Source organism: uncultured Maricaulis sp. (assembly GCF_947259345.1).
Taxonomy (GTDB): domain Bacteria; phylum Pseudomonadota; class Alphaproteobacteria; order Caulobacterales; family Maricaulaceae; genus Maricaulis.
Genome location: NZ_CAMYLS010000037.1, coordinates 1 through 18,804, shown reverse-complemented (window position 1 = coordinate 18,804; position 18,804 = coordinate 1). Strand labels below are relative to the sequence as shown.

At 63.3% G+C, this 18,804-nt stretch carries 21 protein-coding genes; 18 read left to right on the top strand and 3 right to left on the bottom strand.

Annotation, left to right across the window (positions count from 1 at the left end; genetic code table 11):
- Window positions 1–618 (top strand): 4-hydroxyphenylpyruvate dioxygenase (gene hppD / locus Q0X62_RS15645; RefSeq protein WP_297738038.1); only part of this gene is annotated, 618 nt, incomplete at its 5' end.
- A gap of 9 nt (window positions 619–627) precedes the next feature.
- Window positions 628–1,161 (top strand): VOC family protein, encoded by a 534-nt coding sequence (locus Q0X62_RS15640; protein WP_297738035.1) that lies wholly within the window; start codon window positions 628–630, stop codon window positions 1,159–1,161.
- A gap of 72 nt (window positions 1,162–1,233) precedes the next feature.
- Here the strand turns inward: Q0X62_RS15640 and Q0X62_RS15635 are convergent, their stop codons facing one another.
- Both Q0X62_RS15635 and Q0X62_RS15630 read right to left on the bottom strand, forming a co-directional pair.
- Window positions 1,234–2,601, bottom strand: a complete 1,368-nt coding sequence (locus Q0X62_RS15635; protein ID WP_297738031.1) for a S41 family peptidase — start codon at window positions 2,599–2,601, stop codon at window positions 1,234–1,236.
- Window positions 2,586–3,092, bottom strand: coding sequence for a MarR family transcriptional regulator (locus Q0X62_RS15630; RefSeq protein ID WP_297738028.1), 507 nt, complete (start codon window positions 3,090–3,092; stop codon window positions 2,586–2,588). The genes Q0X62_RS15635 and Q0X62_RS15630 overlap by 16 nt, the downstream gene beginning before the upstream one ends.
- 248 nt (window positions 3,093–3,340) lie before the next feature.
- Between Q0X62_RS15630 and Q0X62_RS15625 the strand changes: the two genes are divergently transcribed.
- The 15 genes from Q0X62_RS15625 to Q0X62_RS15555 all read left to right on the top strand — a co-directional run bounded on the left by Q0X62_RS15625 (window position 3,341) and on the right by Q0X62_RS15555 (window position 15,954).
- Window positions 3,341–3,823, top strand: coding sequence for a response regulator transcription factor (locus tag Q0X62_RS15625; RefSeq protein ID WP_297738025.1), 483 nt, complete (start codon window positions 3,341–3,343; stop codon window positions 3,821–3,823).
- A gap of 103 nt (window positions 3,824–3,926) precedes the next feature.
- Complete coding sequence (locus Q0X62_RS15620) at window positions 3,927–4,457, top strand: DUF4199 domain-containing protein (protein WP_297738023.1); 531 nt, start codon at window positions 3,927–3,929, stop codon at window positions 4,455–4,457.
- 117 nt (window positions 4,458–4,574) lie between these two features.
- Window positions 4,575–5,006 (top strand): hypothetical protein, encoded by a 432-nt coding sequence (locus tag Q0X62_RS15615; RefSeq protein WP_297738020.1) that lies wholly within the window; start codon window positions 4,575–4,577, stop codon window positions 5,004–5,006.
- Entirely contained in the window at window positions 5,003–5,740 is a 738-nt protein-coding gene (locus tag Q0X62_RS15610; protein ID WP_297738017.1) for a hypothetical protein, read from the top strand. Before Q0X62_RS15615 ends, Q0X62_RS15610 begins: the two co-directional genes overlap by 4 nt.
- Window positions 5,737–6,492 (top strand): hypothetical protein, encoded by a 756-nt coding sequence (locus Q0X62_RS15605; RefSeq protein ID WP_297738015.1) that lies wholly within the window; start codon window positions 5,737–5,739, stop codon window positions 6,490–6,492. Before Q0X62_RS15610 ends, Q0X62_RS15605 begins: the two co-directional genes overlap by 4 nt.
- A complete protein-coding gene (locus tag Q0X62_RS15600) occupies window positions 6,489–7,268 on the top strand; it encodes a hypothetical protein (RefSeq protein WP_297738012.1) in 780 nt (259 codons plus the stop codon). Before Q0X62_RS15605 ends, Q0X62_RS15600 begins: the two co-directional genes overlap by 4 nt.
- Window positions 7,265–8,017 (top strand): DUF6090 family protein, encoded by a 753-nt coding sequence (locus Q0X62_RS15595; RefSeq protein ID WP_297738010.1) that lies wholly within the window; start codon window positions 7,265–7,267, stop codon window positions 8,015–8,017. The genes Q0X62_RS15600 and Q0X62_RS15595 overlap by 4 nt, the downstream gene beginning before the upstream one ends.
- Entirely contained in the window at window positions 8,014–8,754 is a 741-nt protein-coding gene (locus tag Q0X62_RS15590) for a hypothetical protein (RefSeq protein WP_297738007.1), read from the top strand. The genes Q0X62_RS15595 and Q0X62_RS15590 overlap by 4 nt, the downstream gene beginning before the upstream one ends.
- A gap of 112 nt (window positions 8,755–8,866) precedes the next feature.
- Window positions 8,867–9,988 (top strand): DUF3500 domain-containing protein, encoded by a 1,122-nt coding sequence (locus Q0X62_RS15585; protein ID WP_297738003.1) that lies wholly within the window; start codon window positions 8,867–8,869, stop codon window positions 9,986–9,988.
- A gap of 246 nt (window positions 9,989–10,234) precedes the next feature.
- Window positions 10,235–12,091, top strand: a complete 1,857-nt coding sequence (locus Q0X62_RS15580) for a hypothetical protein (protein WP_297738000.1) — start codon at window positions 10,235–10,237, stop codon at window positions 12,089–12,091.
- A gap of 165 nt (window positions 12,092–12,256) precedes the next feature.
- Entirely contained in the window at window positions 12,257–13,000 is a 744-nt protein-coding gene (locus tag Q0X62_RS15575) for a hypothetical protein (RefSeq protein ID WP_297737997.1), read from the top strand.
- Window positions 12,997–13,779 carry a hypothetical protein gene (locus tag Q0X62_RS15570; protein WP_297737994.1) on the top strand — a complete coding sequence of 261 codons (783 nt, stop codon included), beginning with the start codon at window positions 12,997–12,999 and terminating at the stop codon, window positions 13,777–13,779. The genes Q0X62_RS15575 and Q0X62_RS15570 overlap by 4 nt, the downstream gene beginning before the upstream one ends.
- The gene (locus Q0X62_RS15565) at window positions 13,776–14,528 is read left to right on the top strand and encodes a hypothetical protein (protein ID WP_297737991.1); all 753 of its coding nucleotides are present in this window, start codon (window positions 13,776–13,778) and stop codon (window positions 14,526–14,528) included. The genes Q0X62_RS15570 and Q0X62_RS15565 overlap by 4 nt, the downstream gene beginning before the upstream one ends.
- Entirely contained in the window at window positions 14,525–15,244 is a 720-nt protein-coding gene (locus Q0X62_RS15560) for a hypothetical protein (RefSeq protein ID WP_297737988.1), read from the top strand. Before Q0X62_RS15565 ends, Q0X62_RS15560 begins: the two co-directional genes overlap by 4 nt.
- Window positions 15,241–15,954, top strand: coding sequence for a hypothetical protein (locus Q0X62_RS15555; RefSeq protein ID WP_297737985.1), 714 nt, complete (start codon window positions 15,241–15,243; stop codon window positions 15,952–15,954). Before Q0X62_RS15560 ends, Q0X62_RS15555 begins: the two co-directional genes overlap by 4 nt.
- Here Q0X62_RS15555 and Q0X62_RS15550 read toward each other — a convergent pair.
- Window positions 15,951–16,640, bottom strand: a complete 690-nt coding sequence (locus Q0X62_RS15550; protein ID WP_297737982.1) for an SOS response-associated peptidase — start codon at window positions 16,638–16,640, stop codon at window positions 15,951–15,953. The genes Q0X62_RS15555 and Q0X62_RS15550 overlap by 4 nt on opposite strands.
- 845 nt (window positions 16,641–17,485) lie before the next feature.
- On the opposite strand from Q0X62_RS15550, the gene Q0X62_RS15545 reads away from it, so the two are divergent.
- On the top strand, window positions 17,486–18,804 hold a 1,319-nt coding region (locus Q0X62_RS15545), incomplete at its 3' end, for a DNA polymerase Y family protein (RefSeq protein WP_297737979.1).

The window sequence follows — 18,804 nt, the reverse complement described above, 5'->3', positions numbered from 1 at the left end:
TGTGGCTTCAACGTGATCGATCACCTGACCCACAATGTCTACAAGGGCCGGATGGACTATTGGGCCAAGTATTACGAGGATCTCTTCAATTTCCGCGAGATCCGCTATTTCGACATCAAGGGCGAATATACCGGCCTGGTCTCCCGGGCCATGACCGCTCCGGACGGCCTGATCCGCATCCCGCTGAACGAAGAGAAATCCGACGCCGTCGGCCAGATCGAGGAATATCTGCGCGAGTACAAGGGCGAAGGCATCCAGCACATCGCCTTCTCCTGCGACAATCTCATCGAATGCTGGGACCGTCTGAAAAAGGCCGGTACCGAATTCATGACCGCGCCGCCGGAGACCTATTACGAAATGCTGGAAGACCGCCTGCCGGGCCATGGCGAACCGACCGAAGAATTCAAGAAGCGCGGCATCCTGCTCGACGGCACCACCGAGGGCGGTCAGCCGCGCCTCCTGCTTCAGATCTTCTCGGAAAAGGCGATCGGTCCGATCTTCTTCGAGTTTATCCAGCGCAAGGAAGACGAAGGCTTCGGCGAGGGCAATTTCAAGGCCCTGTTCGAGTCGATCGAGCGCGACCAGATCAAGCGCGGCGTCATCCAGGCCGCCGAATAGGAGGACGCGATGTCCGTCAATCTCAAGCGCATCCATCACGTCGCCTACCGGTGCAAGGACGCCAAGGAGACGGTGGAGTTCTACCAGCGTGTCATGGGCATGGATTTCAAACTCGCCATTGCCGAGAATGAAGTGCCCTCGACCAAGGCGCCGGACCCTTACATGCACGTCTTCCTGGACGCCGGCATGGGCAATGTCCTGGCCTTTTTCGAACTGCCCAACTCGCCGGAGATGGGCCGTGACGGCAATACGCCGGAATGGGTCCAGCACATCGCCTTCGAAGTCGAGGACATGGACGCCCTGAACACCGCAAAGGCGCATATCGAGGCGGAAGGCCTGGACGTGCTCGGCCCGGTCAATCACGGAATTTTCAAGTCGATCTACTTCTTCGACCCGAATGGTCACCGTCTGGAACTCGCCGCCAATACCGGCACCGCCGAGCAGATGGACGAACTCAAGCGCGTCGCCCCGGCGATGATCGAGGAATGGAGCCAGACCAAGCGTGCCCCCAAGCACGCCGCTTGGCTGCACGAACAGGATTAGAGCCCAGACCTCTTTTCCTGTCCCTCCGCACTGACGCCCCGGCCCCCTGGTCGGGGCGTTTTCTTGTTCTGGTCACCCGTCCAGGCGGATAGCATCACGCTCGACCTCGCCATCATCATGAAGGCGGGACATGATGACCTGGGCGGTGCCATTCTCGGCATCGATGAAGCGGAACTGGCGCTGGAGTGACCGGTCGTCGAACCAGACATCATCCCCCAGAGGTTCTAGCCGATAGGCGGGGCGACCGTTGAAGCTGAGCATCAAATCCGCACCACGACGTGTAAACTGGTAGGGTCCGTAGTTCCCAGGCCGAGCCGTCTCGATCATGCCGACAATCGGCAGGTCAGGCGCCGCGCGCGCAGCCGCAATACGACGCGTCCAGGTCAACGCCTCTCTCTCGTCGGCTGGGTCGGCTTCAGACAGGCGGTCATCCAGAGCCCGCAGCCAGGCCTGATCAAGAGCCCGGCCTGCCTCCACCACGACATCCGGCATCACCCCCGCCCCTTCGGCAAACAATGTCCGGGACTGCGCATTGATGACCAGCGAGCGCGGTATGCGGATGTAGAAATGATCATTTAAGACGACCGGGTCCCAGCCGATACCTCCACCATAGGTCCGCTCTCCAATCACTGCCGTGGAACGCCCGAGAGATTGGAGATGGTAGGCCATGTGTTCGCCACCGCTGAAAGTCATGCCACTGGTCAGCACATATACCGGAACATCCCCAAAGCGTGGTCCCGGTAGGCGCTCCGGCGTCAAGACCGGCTCGTCCAGTCCTTGCCAGCGTTCGATCTGCCGGCCGATCTCGACCGCGTCGCCTGTGAATAAATAGCCCAGCACATAGCTGACAACATCGAGATTGCCGCCAACGCAGTATCGCAAATCAAGAACAAGCGAATCCACGCCATCAATGAGGCGTAACGCCTCGCCCAAATAGGTCTGCCCGTCGGTTAGCAGATTGGAGTCGAACTCATCAATGCGAACATAGCCGACCTGTCCCGGCAGGCGCGCGATACTGACGAATCCAAACCCCGCGTCCCGGGAAGCAGCGAGGTTCGCCTGACGCGCCGCCTCAAGCTGTTCCCGTACATCATCGTCCGGTTCCCGGGCCGCGCGCGCTCGGTAGAAGACTACCCGCTCCGGATCATGGATGACCCGAATGTGGCTGTCCCCGGTCGCCCGGGCCAGGTCGGTGGTCAGGGCGTCAGCCAGGACATCGCCCGCCAGGCCGTCATAGCCCCCCTCAGCCAGCCGTTGGCGAATATGCGCCGCTCCCGCCTCCGCAAGTTCGGGATAGACATAATCGCTGGCCGTGATCGTGGCCGCTGCCTCGACAAGGTCAGCTGCGTTATCTGCGTGCGACTGCGCCAAGGCATCGCCGCTCCATATCTGCGCCGTCAGCGAACTCGCCAATAGCAAACCCGTCAGACATCGCCACATGGTTGTACCTCCGCTAGCACATCGTCGCGTTCAACAAGAGGGCGACGCTCGAAACTGGCCTGAACCGCATCAAGGACGTCATTGAGATTGACGCCAACCTCGTCGGCCACGGCCGCATAAATGCGGGCTACGTCACGCGCCATACCGATCAGGATATCGGCCTGCTCGTGACCGGCCGGTGTGAGCGTCAGCGGAAACCGCCGGCCATCACGCGCATCGGCCCGCTTCTCGACCAGACCCTGCCGGATCAGCTTGTTGACGCGATAGGCCGCCAATTGATGGGGATCGCCTGTTCGGCGCGCCAGTTCGGTGAGAGTCAGTGGACCATGCAGGGCAATAGTCACCACACTCGCATTGGACTGGACCGGCACGGTCAGACCGCGCCGTGCCGCCATCGCGCCGGCCTGGGACTCCAGCGTTTGTGTCAGGCGGTTCAGGCGCGCGACGAGGAAGGCCCCTTCAAACCCCGCTTGTTCATAAATCGTCCGCATATCAACTCCGCATAATTTTGCGCAAACTTAGGCAGAATACTATTACACCGACGGTTCCGAAGGATGACGAATAGTTAAGCCGGGCACAGGGGACCGGAATGTCCAGGTCGACCCGGCACGCTTGCCAAGAAGGGCATTTCAGTGAGGATGCGACACAGACGGGATGCGGGGACCAATGAACAAGCTGATTGCAGAATTGCGACGCCGCAGCGTGTTTCGCGTGGCGACCGCCTATCTGGTGGTTGCCTGTGACTGAGCCGGCAGGCATTCGCGGGCTGTGGCGCCCTGTCCTGCTCTACGCGGCGGCGCTGGCGCTCGGTGCTTTCGCGCTGGAATGGCTGCAATACCGCTTCTGGGCCCGGACAATCCCGCTCGAAATCATGATCGGGCTGATCGGCGCCGCCTTCGCCGGACTGGGCGTCTGGGTAGGCATGCGCCTCACCCGCCAGGCACCGCCCGCGCCCTTCGTGCGCAATGAGGCAGCGCTGAGGAGCCTCGCCATCACACCGCGCGAGCTGGACGTGCTGGAAGCCCTGGTCAGCGGCGACAGCAACAAGGAACTCGCCCGCACGCTCGGCGTCTCGCCGAATACGGTAAAGACCCATATCGCCCGCCTGTTCGACAAGCTGGACGTCACCAGCCGCATCCAGGCAATCGAGACCGCGCGCGACCTGCGCCTGATCCCGGCGGCGGGCGATACGCCCACTCCGACGTCCCGGTCAGACGGGTGATTTCGTCACAATCACCCAACGGGGTGACGACGCGCCGCGCCGGACCGGCAAGCTGGACGGGTCCATCAAACAAGGAGGCGCCCGGCCGGGCGAAACAGACATCATGACCCGTATCATTCTCGTTTTCGGCAGCATCGCCGGCAGCCTCGTCGCCCTCTTCCTGATCCTCGGCATGACATTGCTGGCCGGGTCCGGCGGCACTGGTTCGGAAACCTTCGGCTATCTGGGCATGTTGCTGGCCCTGTCCATCATCTTCATCGCCATCAAACGCCATCGCGATATCAATCTGGGCGGTGTGATCCGCTTCTGGCCGGCGCTGGCGCTGGGCCTCGGCGTTGCGGCTCTCGCTGGTCTTTTCTACGTCGTCGCCTGGGAGATCTATTTCAACGCCACCGACCGCGCCTTCATGGACACCTGGCTCACCGGCCAGATCGCGGCCCGAGAAGCCGCCGGTGCGACCGCCGAAGAACTGGCCGCCTTCCGTGACGAGATGAGCGCCATGATGGAGATGTATGGCAATTGGTGGTTCCGCCTGCCGATGACCTTCGCGGAAATCTTCCCCGTCGGCATTCTGGTCAGCCTGGTCTCCGCCGCCCTGCTGCGCAATCGCAAACTCCTGCCGCACCGCGCGTGATCGAGGCCCCCGTCGGGCCCGACCGGTTCGACGGGGACCGCATACCCTGCCATCCCCCTTTCACCATTTGCGGTTTTGTTGAAAAGTATCACTCAACCGGCTGGGGAGGCGGTGACAATGTCCGATTTCGAACTGGCGCTGCTATTCTCGGAATATCTCAACACCGCCAATTTCATCTTTTCCAATTTCATGGCGTTGGTCTTCGCCATGCTGACGGCGTCCTTTTTCCTGGCCCACCGCATGGAGCGCTGGGTCGCGGCGCTCTTTCTCCTGCTCTACACGATCGGAGCGGTGATGACGGGATCCGGCGTGCTTTTCGCCTTTTCCGACTTTGCCGCCCTGGGCGTCCATATCCACGAAACTGCCAGCCAGTCCGCCGACCTCACCTGGCTTGGACCGGCCGGGCCGGGCGGTGCGGGCATGGGGAATATGCCGGTCATGATCTCCGTCCTGCTGGCCATCACCTATATCGGCTCGCTGGGCTTTTTCTTCGTGGTCCGCGCCAAGCGCATCCATCGAGACGAGCCGGACGGTGAGGCCGACGCATGATCCTCGCCCGTATCACCAAGGCCCTCCGCGACCAGAACTGGCTGGCCGTCGCCATCGAGTTTGTCATCGTGGTCGCCGGTGTCCTGCTGGCCTTCCAGGTTTCAGCCTGGAATGAATACCGACAGGATCAGGGGCGTGTGGCACAGGCGCTGGAACGCCTGCAATTGGAGACCGAGCAGAATATTGCCGCCCTGCGACAGCGGAACACCTACAATGAAGCACGCGTGGCCGAACGCACGATAATGGTCGATATCGCGATGCGGGGCTCGCTGGCGGAAGGAGAAGCGGAGACCTTCGAGCGCGCCGTGGCCCAGCTCATGTATTTCTCGCGGCCGCCGGTTCAGCAGAGCACCTATGACGCCCTGGAACAGTCCGGTGATCTGGCCCTGATCACCGATCGCGACCTCGTCATCGAGCTCAACCGCTATCAAAGCCAGCTGAACTGGATCGAGACCCAGCATTCCAGCTTTCGCGGTGGACTGAGCACCTTCACCGACACGCTGGAGGACTTCATTTTCCACGAGCCGACCGACGACCCGACTGTCACGCGGGCCCGCGTCGATCTGGACCGGCTCAATGCCGACCCGCGGCATGCCAGCGCGCTGACCCAGATGGCCCGCATGCATGCGATTTTCGCCCGCTATCTCATTGCGCTGGAGGCCGACACCGTAACGCTTTGCGAGCGATTGTCCGAAGACACCAGCCGCCCCTGCGATACCGGAACCGAGCCATGATCCTCTCTCGTATTAGCAAGGCCCTGCGCGAGCAGAATTGGCTCGCGGTCGCGATTGAATTCGTGATCGTCATTCTCGGTGTTGTCATCGGTTTCCAGGTCACCGCCTGGAATGGCGAACGGATTATGCAGGAGCGCGAGACCGCCATCCTCACCCGTCTGCGCGATGAACTCGTCGCTGATCAGCGCAGCCGGCAAGCCAGCATGAACAATGAGAACCGCCTCACCGCGCTGCGGGAAGCCGTGGCGGTCGTCTTCGGCGAAGAGGGTGATGTCCTGGACTGGGCCCAGTGCAACGCGGTTCAGACATCAAGCTATTATTCCGACGTGTCCGCCTCTTCCGCCCTGCCCGCCCTGGAGGAATTGCTCAATGATGCGCGTGGGCTGAACCTGATCTCCGACGAAGCCTTGCGCAATGCCGTCGCGGAATATGTGCATTTTCGCGAAGGCGTTCCGCGCCTGGTGGATTGGTATGTGCGGGGTTCGACCAGTTTGCCCACGGCCTTTCCGGACCTCATCCCGCAGATCGCCCTGATCAACAGTGAAACCGGAGCCATCTGGACGCGTGCGACCTGCGATCTCGATGGCATGCGCGCCAATCGCGCCTTCCTCAACGCCTTCTCCGAAAACGCCTGGCGCTATGAGTACTATTTCCGCAGCCTCGTCGCAGGCCATGTTGCACAGGCGGATGCGCTGATTGAGGAACTTTCCCGGGTCATAGGCGAAGGGCGCGAACAGGAGGCCACGCCATGATCCTCTCCCGCATCTCCATGGCCCTGCGCGAGCAGAACTGGCTCGCTGTCGCGATCGAATTCGTCATCGTGATCGCCGGCGTGGTGATCGGTTTCCAGATCGCAGGAGCGGGCGAACGGCGGGCAAGCCTCGCCTATGAGCGCGACCTCATTGAGCGGCTGCACCAGGAAATCAGAAATATCGAGGAAGGCCGGGCTTATCAGCGTGAGTGGCTCGCCGCACGCCGCGACCGGATGATCGATATCCGCCCAGTGCTCTTCGACCTGGAACCGCGTGAGGGGCTGACCGGGCCGGAGTGCCTTGCCCTGATGGACTCTCATCATTTCGCGCCGCCGCCTGACTCTCTGCCTGCGCTGGACGAGTTGGTCGCCTCCGGTCGGATGGAGGAAATCCGCAATGAAGAAATCCGGGTCGCCAGCAGCGATTTCCTGCAAAAGCGCGAGCTCGCCCGCCAATTGCTCCCGGTCAATATGAACGGCATGAACGTCCTGCCGGATGATTTTCCCGACCTCTTTCACATCACCCTGACGCCCGACCCGACCGAGACGGATGGCGATGGCTGGGATCGCGCCTCGCATTGCAATCTCGAGGGCATGCAGGCCAACCGGCCTTTTCAGATGATGGCGGTCCAGAACATCGAGCTTTATCGCAACATGCTTTCATTTGACTATGACTATGTCGGCGCGTCCCTGTCCCGTCTTCACATTGCCGTGGACGCTGTGCTCACGATCGAGCATGAAACCGCGCCGACAGCCGGGCCGGAGGACGGATCATGATCCTGTCGCGCATCCGCAAGGCGCTTGAAGACCAGAACTGGCTGTCGATTGCCATCGAGTTCGTGATTGTAGTGGCCGGCGTCATGCTGGCCTTTCAGGTCACGCAATGGTCGCAGGACCGGGCCGAGGCCGAGCGTCGCGCCGTGGCCCTCGACCGCCTGCAGGAAGAAATCGAGACTTCCGCCGGCACGCTCGTCATCTTCCTGGAGATGTATGAAACACTGAATTCAGACCGGAACGAGGTTATCGAGCGGCTCCTGAACGGTGATTTCGAGGACATGGACGGGGACGCCATGAAGGATGCCCTGGTCTCGACATCGCTCTTTCCCGCCTTTTCGCCGCCGCAGGGCGTCTACACGGAAATCACCAGTTCCGGCATGGTGTCCAGCCTGGGCGATGCCCGCTTCCGCGATGCCCTGGGACGCTACCAGTCCTCGGTCAACTTCCTGCAGGGCCAGATCAACTATTTCCGCCTGCTCGCCACATCGGATACCGAAGACATCCGGAGTTTCGATGCGGTGCAGCTGGAATTCGCGCCTGATACGCCGCGTGGCCGGCGCCATATTGTCGACTGGAACGAAGCCGCCGCCGACCCGGCCCTCCTGCAATACATCCTGAATTCCAACAATCGCATGCGCGCCATGCAGGGCTGGTGGCAGGACACGCAGGATGCCGCGATGAGCCTGTGCGAGGAAACCGCGCGCCTGACCGGCCGGCCCTGCGAACCGGAAGGAGCCAATCCGTCATGATCCTCGCCCGCATCACCCGCGCCATCCGGCAGCAGAACTGGACCGCTGTCGCCATCGAGTTCGTCATCGTCATAGCCGGTGTCGTGATCGGTTTCCAGATCACGGCGTGGAATGCGGAACGTGCCGAGATGCAGCGGGAGGCGGCCTATCTCAGGCAGCTGGATGTCGAGCTGACCACCATTATCGAGGAACTCGAGGGGGGCGAGCAGGAGGCTGCGGCCTATTTCAGATGGGTCATGCTCTTCCTGGAAGGCGTGCGGACGGACAATCCGGAGATGGCGCAGGAGGGCTCCTGGGGTCTCAACGCCATCACCGAGGTGGTTTGGGTCAATATGGAACCTGCGGCGCTGACCGAACTCATCAGCGCCGGCGAGCTCGGCCTGATCCGCAATCGCGACCTGCGAACGTCCCTGGCCTCCATTCCTGCGCTGGAAAACGACTCCCGATACCGAAGCGACCAGATGGCGGCTCGACTGGCGCCGGTCGCGGGCGAAATTGCCCGCCATTTCCAGGCCCGGCTGGAAAACCTGGTCGACGCTTCCAACCCGAATTACACGACCGAGACCCTGCAATTCGACTTCGAACAGGTCGCGCAGGACGAGCACCTCCTCAGCCGGATCAATTACGCCGCGCTCCAGAACCGCTTCCAGATCACGCATCTGATGCGCCGGGCCGACCAGTTTGAAGCGGTCCGCGACCAGGTCCGGGCGGAAATCGCCGCACGGGGGCTGCAATGACCCTCGCCCGCACCCTTCCGACGGCCTGGCACACCGGTCGGACGCGGCTTCGCCAATTCGTGGATGGTAGGAGCGGCCCCGTACACGTAGGATTGTCCCCAGGGGGAAGATCATGAAAACTCTAATTCTTGTCGTGCTGAGCACGCTTCTGACCGGCGCGGCCCATGCGCATCCCGATCACGCCGAAACCGGCATGCAACGCGAAGCCGCCGGCATGGCCGAGGCCGCGGCGGACTTCCTTGCCACGCTGGACGAGGACCAGCGGGCGCGCCTTCTGTTCGATCTCGACGACACCGAGGCGCGCGAAGGCTGGAGCAATCTGCCAACATCCATGGCACCGCGATCAGGCCTGCAGATCGCCACGCTCAGCGACGCCCAGCGCATCGCCTTGCACGGGCTCTTGGCGCGAGGCATGTCAAGCGAGGGCTATGGCGAAGCCATGCACATCATGACGCTGGAACCCTATCTCCGGGCCGGCGTCGAAGCCGCCATAGCCGAACGCGGCGACGAGATGCCTGAAGACATGCTGGCGCGGGCCACCGCCATCATGGAGTCCTATGACCCGGAGAATTACTGGGTCCGGATCTTTGGTGACCCCGCCTCCGGCACCTGGTCACTCGTGCTGGACGGGCATCATCTCGCCGTGACCGCCACCGTGGTCGATGGCCGGATCGCCTTCACACCGGTCTTTCTCGGCAATAATCCGCAAATCATCCAGACCGGCCTGTATGCCGGGCGCCGTTCCCTGCAACACGAGCTCGACCGCGTGGCCGATCTGATGGCCTCGCTTGATGCCGACCAGATGGGTCAACTGGTCCAGTCCGAGGATACACAGGACTCCGCCGATTTCGCCGGGCCGGGCTGGGTCCCGGACATGGACGCGGCGCCGGAAGGATTGTCCGCAACAGACCTGAACCCGGATCAGCTGGTGCTGCTGTCCTACGCCATCCGGGAATTCATCGGTGTGGCGACACTGGCCGCCGGCGATGCCCAGATGGCCCGCATCGAGGCCGACGGGATGGACATGATCCGCCTCGCCTGGTGGGGGGATTACACGGATCTGTCCCGACGCTTCATGCTGCGCATCACAGGACCGTCCCTGCACATCGACTTCACGCGAACCGGTGGCGAGGACCGTCCCAATCATTTCCACATCATCGTGCGGGACCCGTCCAACGAATACGGTTCAGACTGGCTGCAATCCCACTATGAAGAGGCACACACGGACGAATGATCCTCTCCCGCATCACCCGCGCCATCCGCGACCCAGAGCTGCCCCACACGGGCGCGGTGAACACAGGACGCGCTTTTGGCCAATGATCCGGAGGCGGTGAACGATACCGGTTTCGAATTGATCACCTCTCCCTGCGTCGGGATCCGCTCGCCGGGCCGCGCCAGTCGCCAGCGCTAAGCCTTTTGAATCAGTGTTCGTTTTCTCCTGCGACGTGTGCTAGATGCATGGCAGGGGAGACGGTCGGGCATGAATTCATTTCTCGCAGAACTGCGCCGCCGCAACGTCTTCCGCGTGGCCGCCGCCTATCTGGTGGTCGGCTGGGTGCTGCTCCAGGTCGTCTCGCTGATTGCTGACCCCCTCGGTCTGCCAGGCTGGACCGATACATTCTTTATCGTGCTGCTGGGGGTCGGCTTTCCCATTGCCCTGCTGCTGGCCTGGGCGTTCGAGATGACGCCCGAGGGCATGAAGCTGACGGTTGCGGTACCCGCAGACGACAGCATTGCCGGTCAAACCGGGCGCAAGCTGGATTATGCCATCGTCGCCGGGCTGGTCGTGCTTGTCGGCGTCATCGTCTGGCAGCAATTGGCGAGCCCGCAAGCGGCAACCGGTCCAGAGCTCGCGGCGCGGGCGGAGGCCGGCGAAGGGGCATCCGTCGCGGTCCTGCCCTTCGCCGATATGAGCCCCGATAGCGATCAGGCCTATTTCGCCGATGGCATTTCAGAAGAAATCCTCAATGTTCTCGTTCGTATTCCTGACCTCCAGGTCGCGGGCCGCACCTCCAGTTTTGCCTATCGGGGTCAGGACCAGGATTTGCGTGCGATCGGCAGCGCGCTGAATGTCAGCCATGTTCTGGAGGGCAGTGTGCGCCGCAGCGGGACCCGGCTTCGGATCACCGCGCAGTTGATCCGTTCCGAAGACGGTTTTCATCTCTGGTCGGAAACCTATGACCGGGAACTGACCGATATTTTCGATATCCAGGACGAGATCGCGGGGGCGGTTGCCGATGAGCTCGCCACTTCGCTGGGACTCGAAACAGGGGCGATCAGCGTTGCGCGGACCTCCGATCTGGCCGCCTACGAGTCCTTCCTGCACGCCCGGCAACTCTTTCGCGAGCGCGGTCAGGCCAATCTCGAACTCGCCGCTGCCATGCTGACCGAGACGCTGGCGCGCGACCCCGAATACGGGCCCAGCTGGACGCTGTTGGCCGGTGTTTATTTGGTGATGCCCTATTACCGTGAGAACAACAACGAACCTGCTCCCGAGCTTCGGGTGAGGTGGAATGCGCTGGCCGTAGAGACAGCGCGCCGGGCGATTGCAATCAATCCGGCCGACGCCCAGGCCCACGCCTTTCTTGGATCGGCGCTGGCCGAGAACTGGAACTGGATCGAGGGGCTGGACATGCTGGACCGGGCCGTGGCCCTGGCTCCCCATGATCCCGACGTCCTCGACACGGCCGCTCAGATACTCGGTAAGGTGGGGTACGGGACGGAGGCGTTGGCGCTTTCCGAACATGCGGTGGCGCTTGATCCGCAGGGAGCGATTTTCCGCAACACGTTGGGAAACCTGCTCGCTATGCAGGGCCGGTTCGACGAATCCGACGCGCAATTCCGCGCCTCAATCGACATCGACCCGAGCTTGCGCTTCCCCTATGCGAACCTGATGTGGAGCCATGCGAGGGCCGGTGACATCGCCGGAACCCAGTCCGCGCTCACCACCATGCTCGACCGTGGCCACCCGGCTAGGGTAGATGAGGATTTGATCGATCGCTTCATTGCGGCACGAAGCCTCGCAGACGTGCAACTGCTTGCCACCGAAAGCCGGGGGTTTATCCGAATCCTGTATGCCTTGCTGGCGTCCGATACAGAGTATTATTTCTCCCGGACCCCGGTCGAGGACACCGGCGAGCGGCCCAGCAATTGGGCGAACTTCAGCCCGTTCTGGCGAACTTTCAGCGGCGAAATTTTCTCCAATCCGCGATGGAAATCCTGGGTCCGCCGTGGGGGTCTGATGGATCTCTGGAGGGCGCGCGGCTTCCCGCCCCAATGCCGACCTCTCGGTGCGGATGACTTTGAGTGCGTACTTCCGCAAACCGAAGTGGATTAACAACACGGTGGCGCGCGGCTGGCTCGACAGGAAGCCGAGGCAGACCCGGCACTAGGCACGCGGGGGGATTTGCTTTGCGTCTGTCTCCGGGACGCGCGCTCAATCTTTCCCTTTTGTAATTCTTCCCGCCCCTGCTAGCGTCATTGTCAGGGGAGGGAAAAGAAGATGATCCTTCAAAGGATTAGCAAGGCCGTCCGCGAACAGAACTGGTTTGCCGTCAGCATCGAGTTCGTCATTGTCATTCTCGGCGTGGTCATCGGTTTCCAGATCACCGAATGGCGCGGCGAGCAGTCCGATCGTGAGAGCGAACGCATCTATCTCGCACGGCTCCATGCCGACATGGAAAATTCGGTCTGCCGGATCAGCCGTGAGGCCGACAATGTCCGTGAATGGAATGAGCGCGCACAGCGCACGCTCGACGCTCTGTTGCAGAACGACGCCGAGGCGGTGGACGACACCGGCTTTGAGCTTGTCGCCTCGACCCGCGTTCAGACCGGCTCGCCCTTCCGCGCGACCCTGAATGAGCTGGTCACGGGCGGTCAGATGAATCTGATCTCGAATGACGATTTGCGGGCGCAGATCGCCGCGGCCGACGCCGAGCTGACGTCCTACGCCGAATACATCCAGATCCTCGTCAACGCGCAGGGCACGTTTTTGAACGAAGTGCATTCCCGCCTCAGGCCGGAGCCGGGCCAGTACTACCGGGTCAGCTATGATTTTGATGCCCTGGCCCAGGACGAGGTATTCCTGAACTCGCTCGGGCACGCCTTGCGCATCACCGACGCCAACATGTCCTGGCTCGATGACATGGCCGATGTTGCAAACGGGCTTCGCCTGGCTCTGTCGGAAGAGATCGGCGTCGACGCCGACCCCTCGCCCGACTGCACCGGGCCGGGGGAGACCGAATGATCCTCGCCCGCATCAGCCAGGCTCTGAAGGACCAGAACTGGCTGGCCGTCGCCATCGAGTTTGTCATCGTCATCCTCGGTGTGGTGATCGGCTTCCAGATTTCCGCCTGGAATGACCAGCGCCAGGCCGTGGCGCGCGCTGAAGTCCTGACCGAACGCCTGATCCAGGACATGCGCAATGAGCAATGGCGCATCGCGGCGATCCGGGCCTACAATACTGAGGTCTCGGACCACGCCCAGACAGTCGTCGATGCGCTGGAAGGGCGCCTCGAGATCGATGATGAAGCCCTGGTGATCGCGGCCTTCCGGGCAACCCAGATGATCAATTTCACCATCATCCGCGCCACCTATGACGAGCTGGTCGCGACCGGCGGCATCAGCCTGATTGGTGACCAGGCCCTGATTGATGTCGCCGTCGAGTATTACGACACCACGCTTGAGCAAATGACGCTGATGGCCCCGGACCGTCCCTATCGACAAGCCTTCTTCCGATTGGCCGACCGGCCGCTCTACGACGTCCTGGCCAACAATTGTGCCGAGACACCCGACGCGCTGAGCCTTGGTGACTACGCGTCTTTGGACAATCTGCTCGACCGCCCCTGCGAGATCGACGGACATGACGCGGCGATCGAGGCCATCGCTGATCGCCTGCGAAACACCCCGTCCATCCTGCCGCTGATCCGGCATCGGGCGATCGAGACCAGCGTCGAAGTGCGCGGCCAGACCTACTGGCGAAACCTGCTCGACAGTGTCATCCCGGATGAAGGAGACACGCCATGATCCTCTCCCGCATCACAAAGGCCCTGAAGGACCAGAACTGGCTGGCCGTCGCCATTGAATTCATCATCGTGATGGCCGGTGTGGTGATCGGTTTCCAGGTCACCGACTGGCGCTCAAATCTGGATGCCCGAGCCGGAGAGGCCGAGCTGCTCGCGCGCCTGCATACCGATATCGAGAACGTCAGCTCGGATCGCTGGGACTGGGCGGCCGACCGTGCCGGAAACCGGGCCCGGCTGATTTCCGCCAGCGCCACGCTTTTCGGGGACCGGGGCGATGATCTGACGGCGGCGGAATGCAATGCCATCTCGCAATCGCACGTCTTCAATTCGCCCTCGCTCGGCATTCCCATCCTGACCGAGCTGGTTTCGACCGGCGAGCTCGACCTCATCCGGTCGCGTCCCGTGCGCGAGGCCATCACCCAGCATTTCCTGAGCAATGGCTGGTCCGCCGAAATCGATACGGCGATCAATCATGAGGTCTTCAACCTGTCGGCCCGGCACCCACAACATTTCAGCTTTGACTATCCGGACAATCCCGACGGCTGGAATCCGATTTTCGATGGCTCGGTGCGATGTGACACCGAAGGCATGCGGTCGGACGCGCGCCTCCTGAACGAGCTGGCCGACAATATTTCCAAGTCCATCTACTTCATGCGCGCCGTTCTGGGCGGCCCGAATGAAAGCTTCCGCGCCCTTCATGACGCCGTCGATGCGGAACTGGGTATCGAGCATGAGGAGACACCCGAATGATCCTCGCCCGCATCACCCAGGCCCTGAAGGACCAGAACTGGCTCGCGGTCAGCCTGGAATTCGTCATCGTCATCGCCGGTGTGGTGGTCGGTTTCCAGGTCTCGGCCTGGAATGAAGCGCGCCAGGAACGCGGGCTGGAGCAAGCCTATCTGGAACGCCTTGCGAGCGAACTCGAGGCCGTGAGCGATGAGTTGCACGATTTCGGCGGCGATCTTGATGATGCGCGCGACCAGGCCGAACGCTTTCTGACGGCTTTCGACGCCGGTGACCGCGCCGCCATGGAGGACGACGCCTTTGCCCTCCTGGCCATTACGCGGGTCTCGGAAGTCCAGGTCCAGTCCGCCGCCCTGCACGAGCTGATCTCCAGCGGGCGGCTGGGTCTTGTCCGCAATGAGGATCTGCGCGCGGAGCTTGCCGACCTGCCCCTGGTCGAGGCCGATGCGCATGGCGTGATTGACCAGCTCAAGGCCCAGCAGGTCGATATTGTCGCCACCTTGCGTCCCCATCTTCGCGTGAGGATGGACGGGCTGGGTGTGGACTCGGTCACCCTGTCTGACGGCTTCACCCATGAAGACACCGAACTGGCCAATAATCTGGCCTATTCGATCTATCTCAATCGCGCCGCCGCCCTTTTCGTGCGCGTCCTGATCAATGAGGTCGACGAGCTGCGCGCCTCGCTGGACGAAGAACTGGGGCGGTCGGAGGTCGCCCCGTGATCCTGAGCTCTATCACCCACGCCCTGAAGACCCAGAACTGGTTCGCCGTCATCGTCGAATTCATCATCGTGCTGGCCGGCGTGGTGATCGGTTTCCAGATCTCGGCCTGGAACGAGACCCGGATCGAGCATCAGCGCGAAGCCCTGATCCTGGACCGCCTGCACGCCGACTTTGTCGAAATCGAAGCCCGCACCACAACAACGATCGACCAGCTGAACGACCGGATCGAAGCCGGCAATGCGTTCGAGGACTTGTTGCGCCGGGACCAGAACGAGGTCAGCGATCTCGACTTCTTCCTCGGCCTGCAAAACGCCATCGGCACGCCGGTCCCCAATGGCCGCTCGGCGACCTATACCGAACTGGTCGCCTCCGGCGAGATGCGGCTGATCCGGTCCGAAGCCCTGCGTGAAGCCCTGGTCGAGTTTGACGAGCAGGTGCGTCGCCAGGAGCTGGCCTATGCCTCGCTGGCGCGGCTGATCACCGACAATGCCGGCATCCTGCTGGAGGTTCAGGCCTACGCCTCCAACGACCCCGACAGCCTGCCGCCGCACCTCTATGCGGCGCTCGCAGAAATCCGCCAATCGGCTGAAGTCTATACCGCAGCCCGCCTCACCACGCGCGCCAATTTCGTCAATCGCGTCTGGCATGAGGGCACGCTGGAACGGGCCCAGGCTGTGCTGGCGGCGATGGAAACCGGCGAAGCCCCCTAGATCAGCCCGACCCGCTGCGGGCCGTCGCCCGGCTCGGTCAGCCATTCCTCGTCGACGCGGACATTGCCGACGGCCTTGTTGGCCTCGCGGATGACCATGGCTTCGGAGGACAGGCCGGTCAGCAGGGGCGCGATGTCGTGATTGTCGGTATCGGTCCAGGCCTCGAAATCCTCCGGACCGAGAATGACCGGCATGCGGGTGTGGATGGCGGCCATGGCCTCATTGGGCGCGGTGGTGAGAATGGTGAAACTCTCGATCGTCTCGCCCTCGACTTGAGCCCGGTCCCACAAGCCGGCAAAGCCGAACCAGTCCTGGTCCTTCACCGTGATGAAATGCGGTTGTTTGGCGCCTTTCGGACCGGTCCATTCGTAAAAGCCGATGGCCGGGATGATGCAGCGCCGTTTCTGGAAGGGGACGCGAAAACTGGGCGCCGAGGCTGCCGTCTCCGACTTGGCGTTGAAGGTGGAATACTTCATCTCTTTCAGTGGCTTTTGCCAGAAATAGGGAACCAGACCCCAGCGCGCCATGACCGCTTCGGTGCGGCCATCCTCGCGGCGGATGATCGGCGCTCTCTGGGTCGGCGCGATATTCCAGCGCGGCTCCATATTGAGCGCGCCCTGCTGGAGCTTGAACGTCTCCTGCAGGATCCACCACTCAAGCTTTCCAAGAGCATAGCGTCCACACATGGCGGTCAGACTAGCGCGATTGGCCGGCCCTGCGAAAGCGTCCGGATTCGATGCTTGACTCTTTTTCCTCAAATGAGAACATAAGAAGAACATCAAGCGAGAGCCAAACCTGATGACTGTGCCGTCACGTCCTGACCGGCGGCAGCAGCTTGCCGAGCTGCGCCGTCAGATACGGGCCCTTGACCTGGGGGAAACAGACCCCGCCGCATCGCCCGCCAAGCCAGCGGAGACCGTCCCCCCGTGCGATGCGGCGCGGATCGGTGCCGACCCGTTACAGCTGGCGCCGGGGCTGCACGAGGTCTGCCCGGCCGGCTATCTCGACACGCCGGCGGCGCTGGCCGTGCAAGCCGGTCTGATGGCCACCCATCTGGCGGCGGCAGGCCGCGAACGTCCCGTGCTCTGGGTCCGGCGCGCCATGGGCACCGGTCAGGATTTCGGTCGCCCCTACCCGCCCGCTCTGGCGCAATGGGGGCTCGATCCGGCCCGGCTCATCCTGGTCGAGACCGGCAGCGAGACCGACACGCTGTGGACGCTGGAGGAGGGTTTGAAAACCGGGGCCGTGGTGATCGGCGAGACCGGTCCCTCGGCCCGCTATGACCTCGTCGCCACGCGCCGGCTCGACCAGGCGGCGCGGCGGGCCGGAGCCCTGGCTCTGGTCCTGCGGCCGCATGAAGGCCTGGCACCAAGCGCCGCGCTCAGTCGCTGGCGTATCGCCGCCCGCCCGTCCCCGGCACGGGCCTGGATCGGCGCACGAGGGCTGCCGGGATTGGGAGAACCGCGGTTTCACGCCGCACTGGAACGGGTCAGGGGCGGCCCGCCACAGGAATACGAGATCGAGTGGAAACATGCGTCGTTTCATGTCCTTGAGCCTGCCCCGCTGGCCGACCGACCGGCACCGGCAAAGCGCGATACCGGGCGCAATACCGGGCCCCATACCCGGCCCGCCAGCCCGGCTGCGGCCCGCTTCGGCCCGGCCCTGGCCGGTCAGCTCATCCGCCTCACCGGATAAGCCCGCAACGGACAGCCCCGGCGCGCCCTTCGCCCTGGTCCACACCACGACGGGCGGGGAACGCCTCTATGCGCTCGACGCCGAAGCCGCCCGGCGCGGGCTTCAGCCCGGACAGGCCGTCTCCGATGCCAAGGCGCTGGAACCGGGCCTGCAACTGCGTCCGGCCGATCCGGCTGGCGATATCCGGCGCCTCGCCGCGCTGGCGCGAGGCTGTGGCCGCTGGTCCCCCTGGACTGCCCCCGACCCTGGCCAGCCCGGCGAGGACGGTATCCTGCTGGAGATCACCGGCTGCGCTCATTTGTTCGGCGGCGAGGATGCGCTGCTCACCGAAGCCCTGACTGCCCTGCGCCGTCAGGGTCATGCGGCCCATGGCGCCATTGCCCCGACACTCGGCCTGGCCTGGGGTCTGGCCCGTCATGCCGCCCCCGATGCGCCAGGCGGACAGGTCGTGGTCACGGATATCGACACCGCCCTCAACCCGCTGCCGGTCGCCGCCCTGCGCATTGGCGAGACCGCCACCACATTGCGCCGTTTCGGGCTCAAACGGGTTGGCGATATCGCCAACCTGCCCCGCGCCAGCCTGGTCCGGCGTTTCGGCCGCGCCCTGGTCGACCGGCTCGACCAGGCGACCAGCCGGACGCGCGAAGTCCTCAATCCGCTGCAAGCCGTCACCCCCTTTCGCGCCCGCACCCGCTATGTCGATGCCCTCCTCCTGCTGGACGGGCTGAAACAGGGGGTGAAGGACACGGCCGAGGGCCTGTGTGAAGCGCTGGAAGCGGCCGGTCGCGGCGTTACCCGGCTCGACCTCCACCTCTTCCGCGTCGACGGCAAGACCCATCTCCTCACCCTGGGCACGGCCGCGCCGGCCCGCGAAGCCGGCCATCTCGCGCGTTTGTTCAACGAGAAACTCGACCGGGCCGAGATCGATATCGGTTTCGGGATCGAGATGATCGAGCTGACCGCTCGCGCCACCCAACGCCTGGGCGAGCGCCAGGACGGGCTGGTTGATGACGGCCGCATCGACGAGACCGATCTGGCTCGGCTGACCGACCGCCTTGTTGTTCGCCTGGGTGAGGACAAGGTCCAGCGGGCCGCCCGCCGGGCCAGCCACCAGCCCGACCGCGCTGCCGCCTGGCGCCCGGCCATGGCCGATCC

Coding starts and splice junctions, on each gene's coding strand:
- Q0X62_RS15575 (WP_297737997.1), top strand. CDS start 12,257: ATGATCCTTCAAAGGATTAGCAAGGCCGTCCGCGAACAGAACTGGTTT.
- Q0X62_RS15605 (WP_297738015.1), top strand. CDS start 5,737: ATGATCCTCTCTCGTATTAGCAAGGCCCTGCGCGAGCAGAATTGGCTC.
- Q0X62_RS15590 (WP_297738007.1), top strand. CDS start 8,014: ATGATCCTCGCCCGCATCACCCGCGCCATCCGGCAGCAGAACTGGACC.
- Q0X62_RS15550 (WP_297737982.1), bottom strand. CDS start 16,640: ATGTGTGGACGCTATGCTCTTGGAAAGCTTGAGTGGTGGATCCTGCAG.
- Q0X62_RS15585 (WP_297738003.1), top strand. CDS start 8,867: ATGAAAACTCTAATTCTTGTCGTGCTGAGCACGCTTCTGACCGGCGCG.
- Q0X62_RS15610 (WP_297738017.1), top strand. CDS start 5,003: ATGATCCTCGCCCGTATCACCAAGGCCCTCCGCGACCAGAACTGGCTG.
- Q0X62_RS15565 (WP_297737991.1), top strand. CDS start 13,776: ATGATCCTCTCCCGCATCACAAAGGCCCTGAAGGACCAGAACTGGCTG.
- Q0X62_RS15635 (WP_297738031.1), bottom strand. CDS start 2,601: ATGTGGCGATGTCTGACGGGTTTGCTATTGGCGAGTTCGCTGACGGCG.
- Q0X62_RS15600 (WP_297738012.1), top strand. CDS start 6,489: ATGATCCTCTCCCGCATCTCCATGGCCCTGCGCGAGCAGAACTGGCTC.
- Q0X62_RS15580 (WP_297738000.1), top strand. CDS start 10,235: ATGAATTCATTTCTCGCAGAACTGCGCCGCCGCAACGTCTTCCGCGTG.
- Q0X62_RS15640 (WP_297738035.1), top strand. CDS start 628: ATGTCCGTCAATCTCAAGCGCATCCATCACGTCGCCTACCGGTGCAAG.
- Q0X62_RS15620 (WP_297738023.1), top strand. CDS start 3,927: ATGACCCGTATCATTCTCGTTTTCGGCAGCATCGCCGGCAGCCTCGTC.
- Q0X62_RS15630 (WP_297738028.1), bottom strand. CDS start 3,092: ATGCGGACGATTTATGAACAAGCGGGGTTTGAAGGGGCCTTCCTCGTC.
- Q0X62_RS15595 (WP_297738010.1), top strand. CDS start 7,265: ATGATCCTGTCGCGCATCCGCAAGGCGCTTGAAGACCAGAACTGGCTG.
- Q0X62_RS15560 (WP_297737988.1), top strand. CDS start 14,525: ATGATCCTCGCCCGCATCACCCAGGCCCTGAAGGACCAGAACTGGCTC.
- Q0X62_RS15570 (WP_297737994.1), top strand. CDS start 12,997: ATGATCCTCGCCCGCATCAGCCAGGCTCTGAAGGACCAGAACTGGCTG.
- Q0X62_RS15615 (WP_297738020.1), top strand. CDS start 4,575: ATGTCCGATTTCGAACTGGCGCTGCTATTCTCGGAATATCTCAACACC.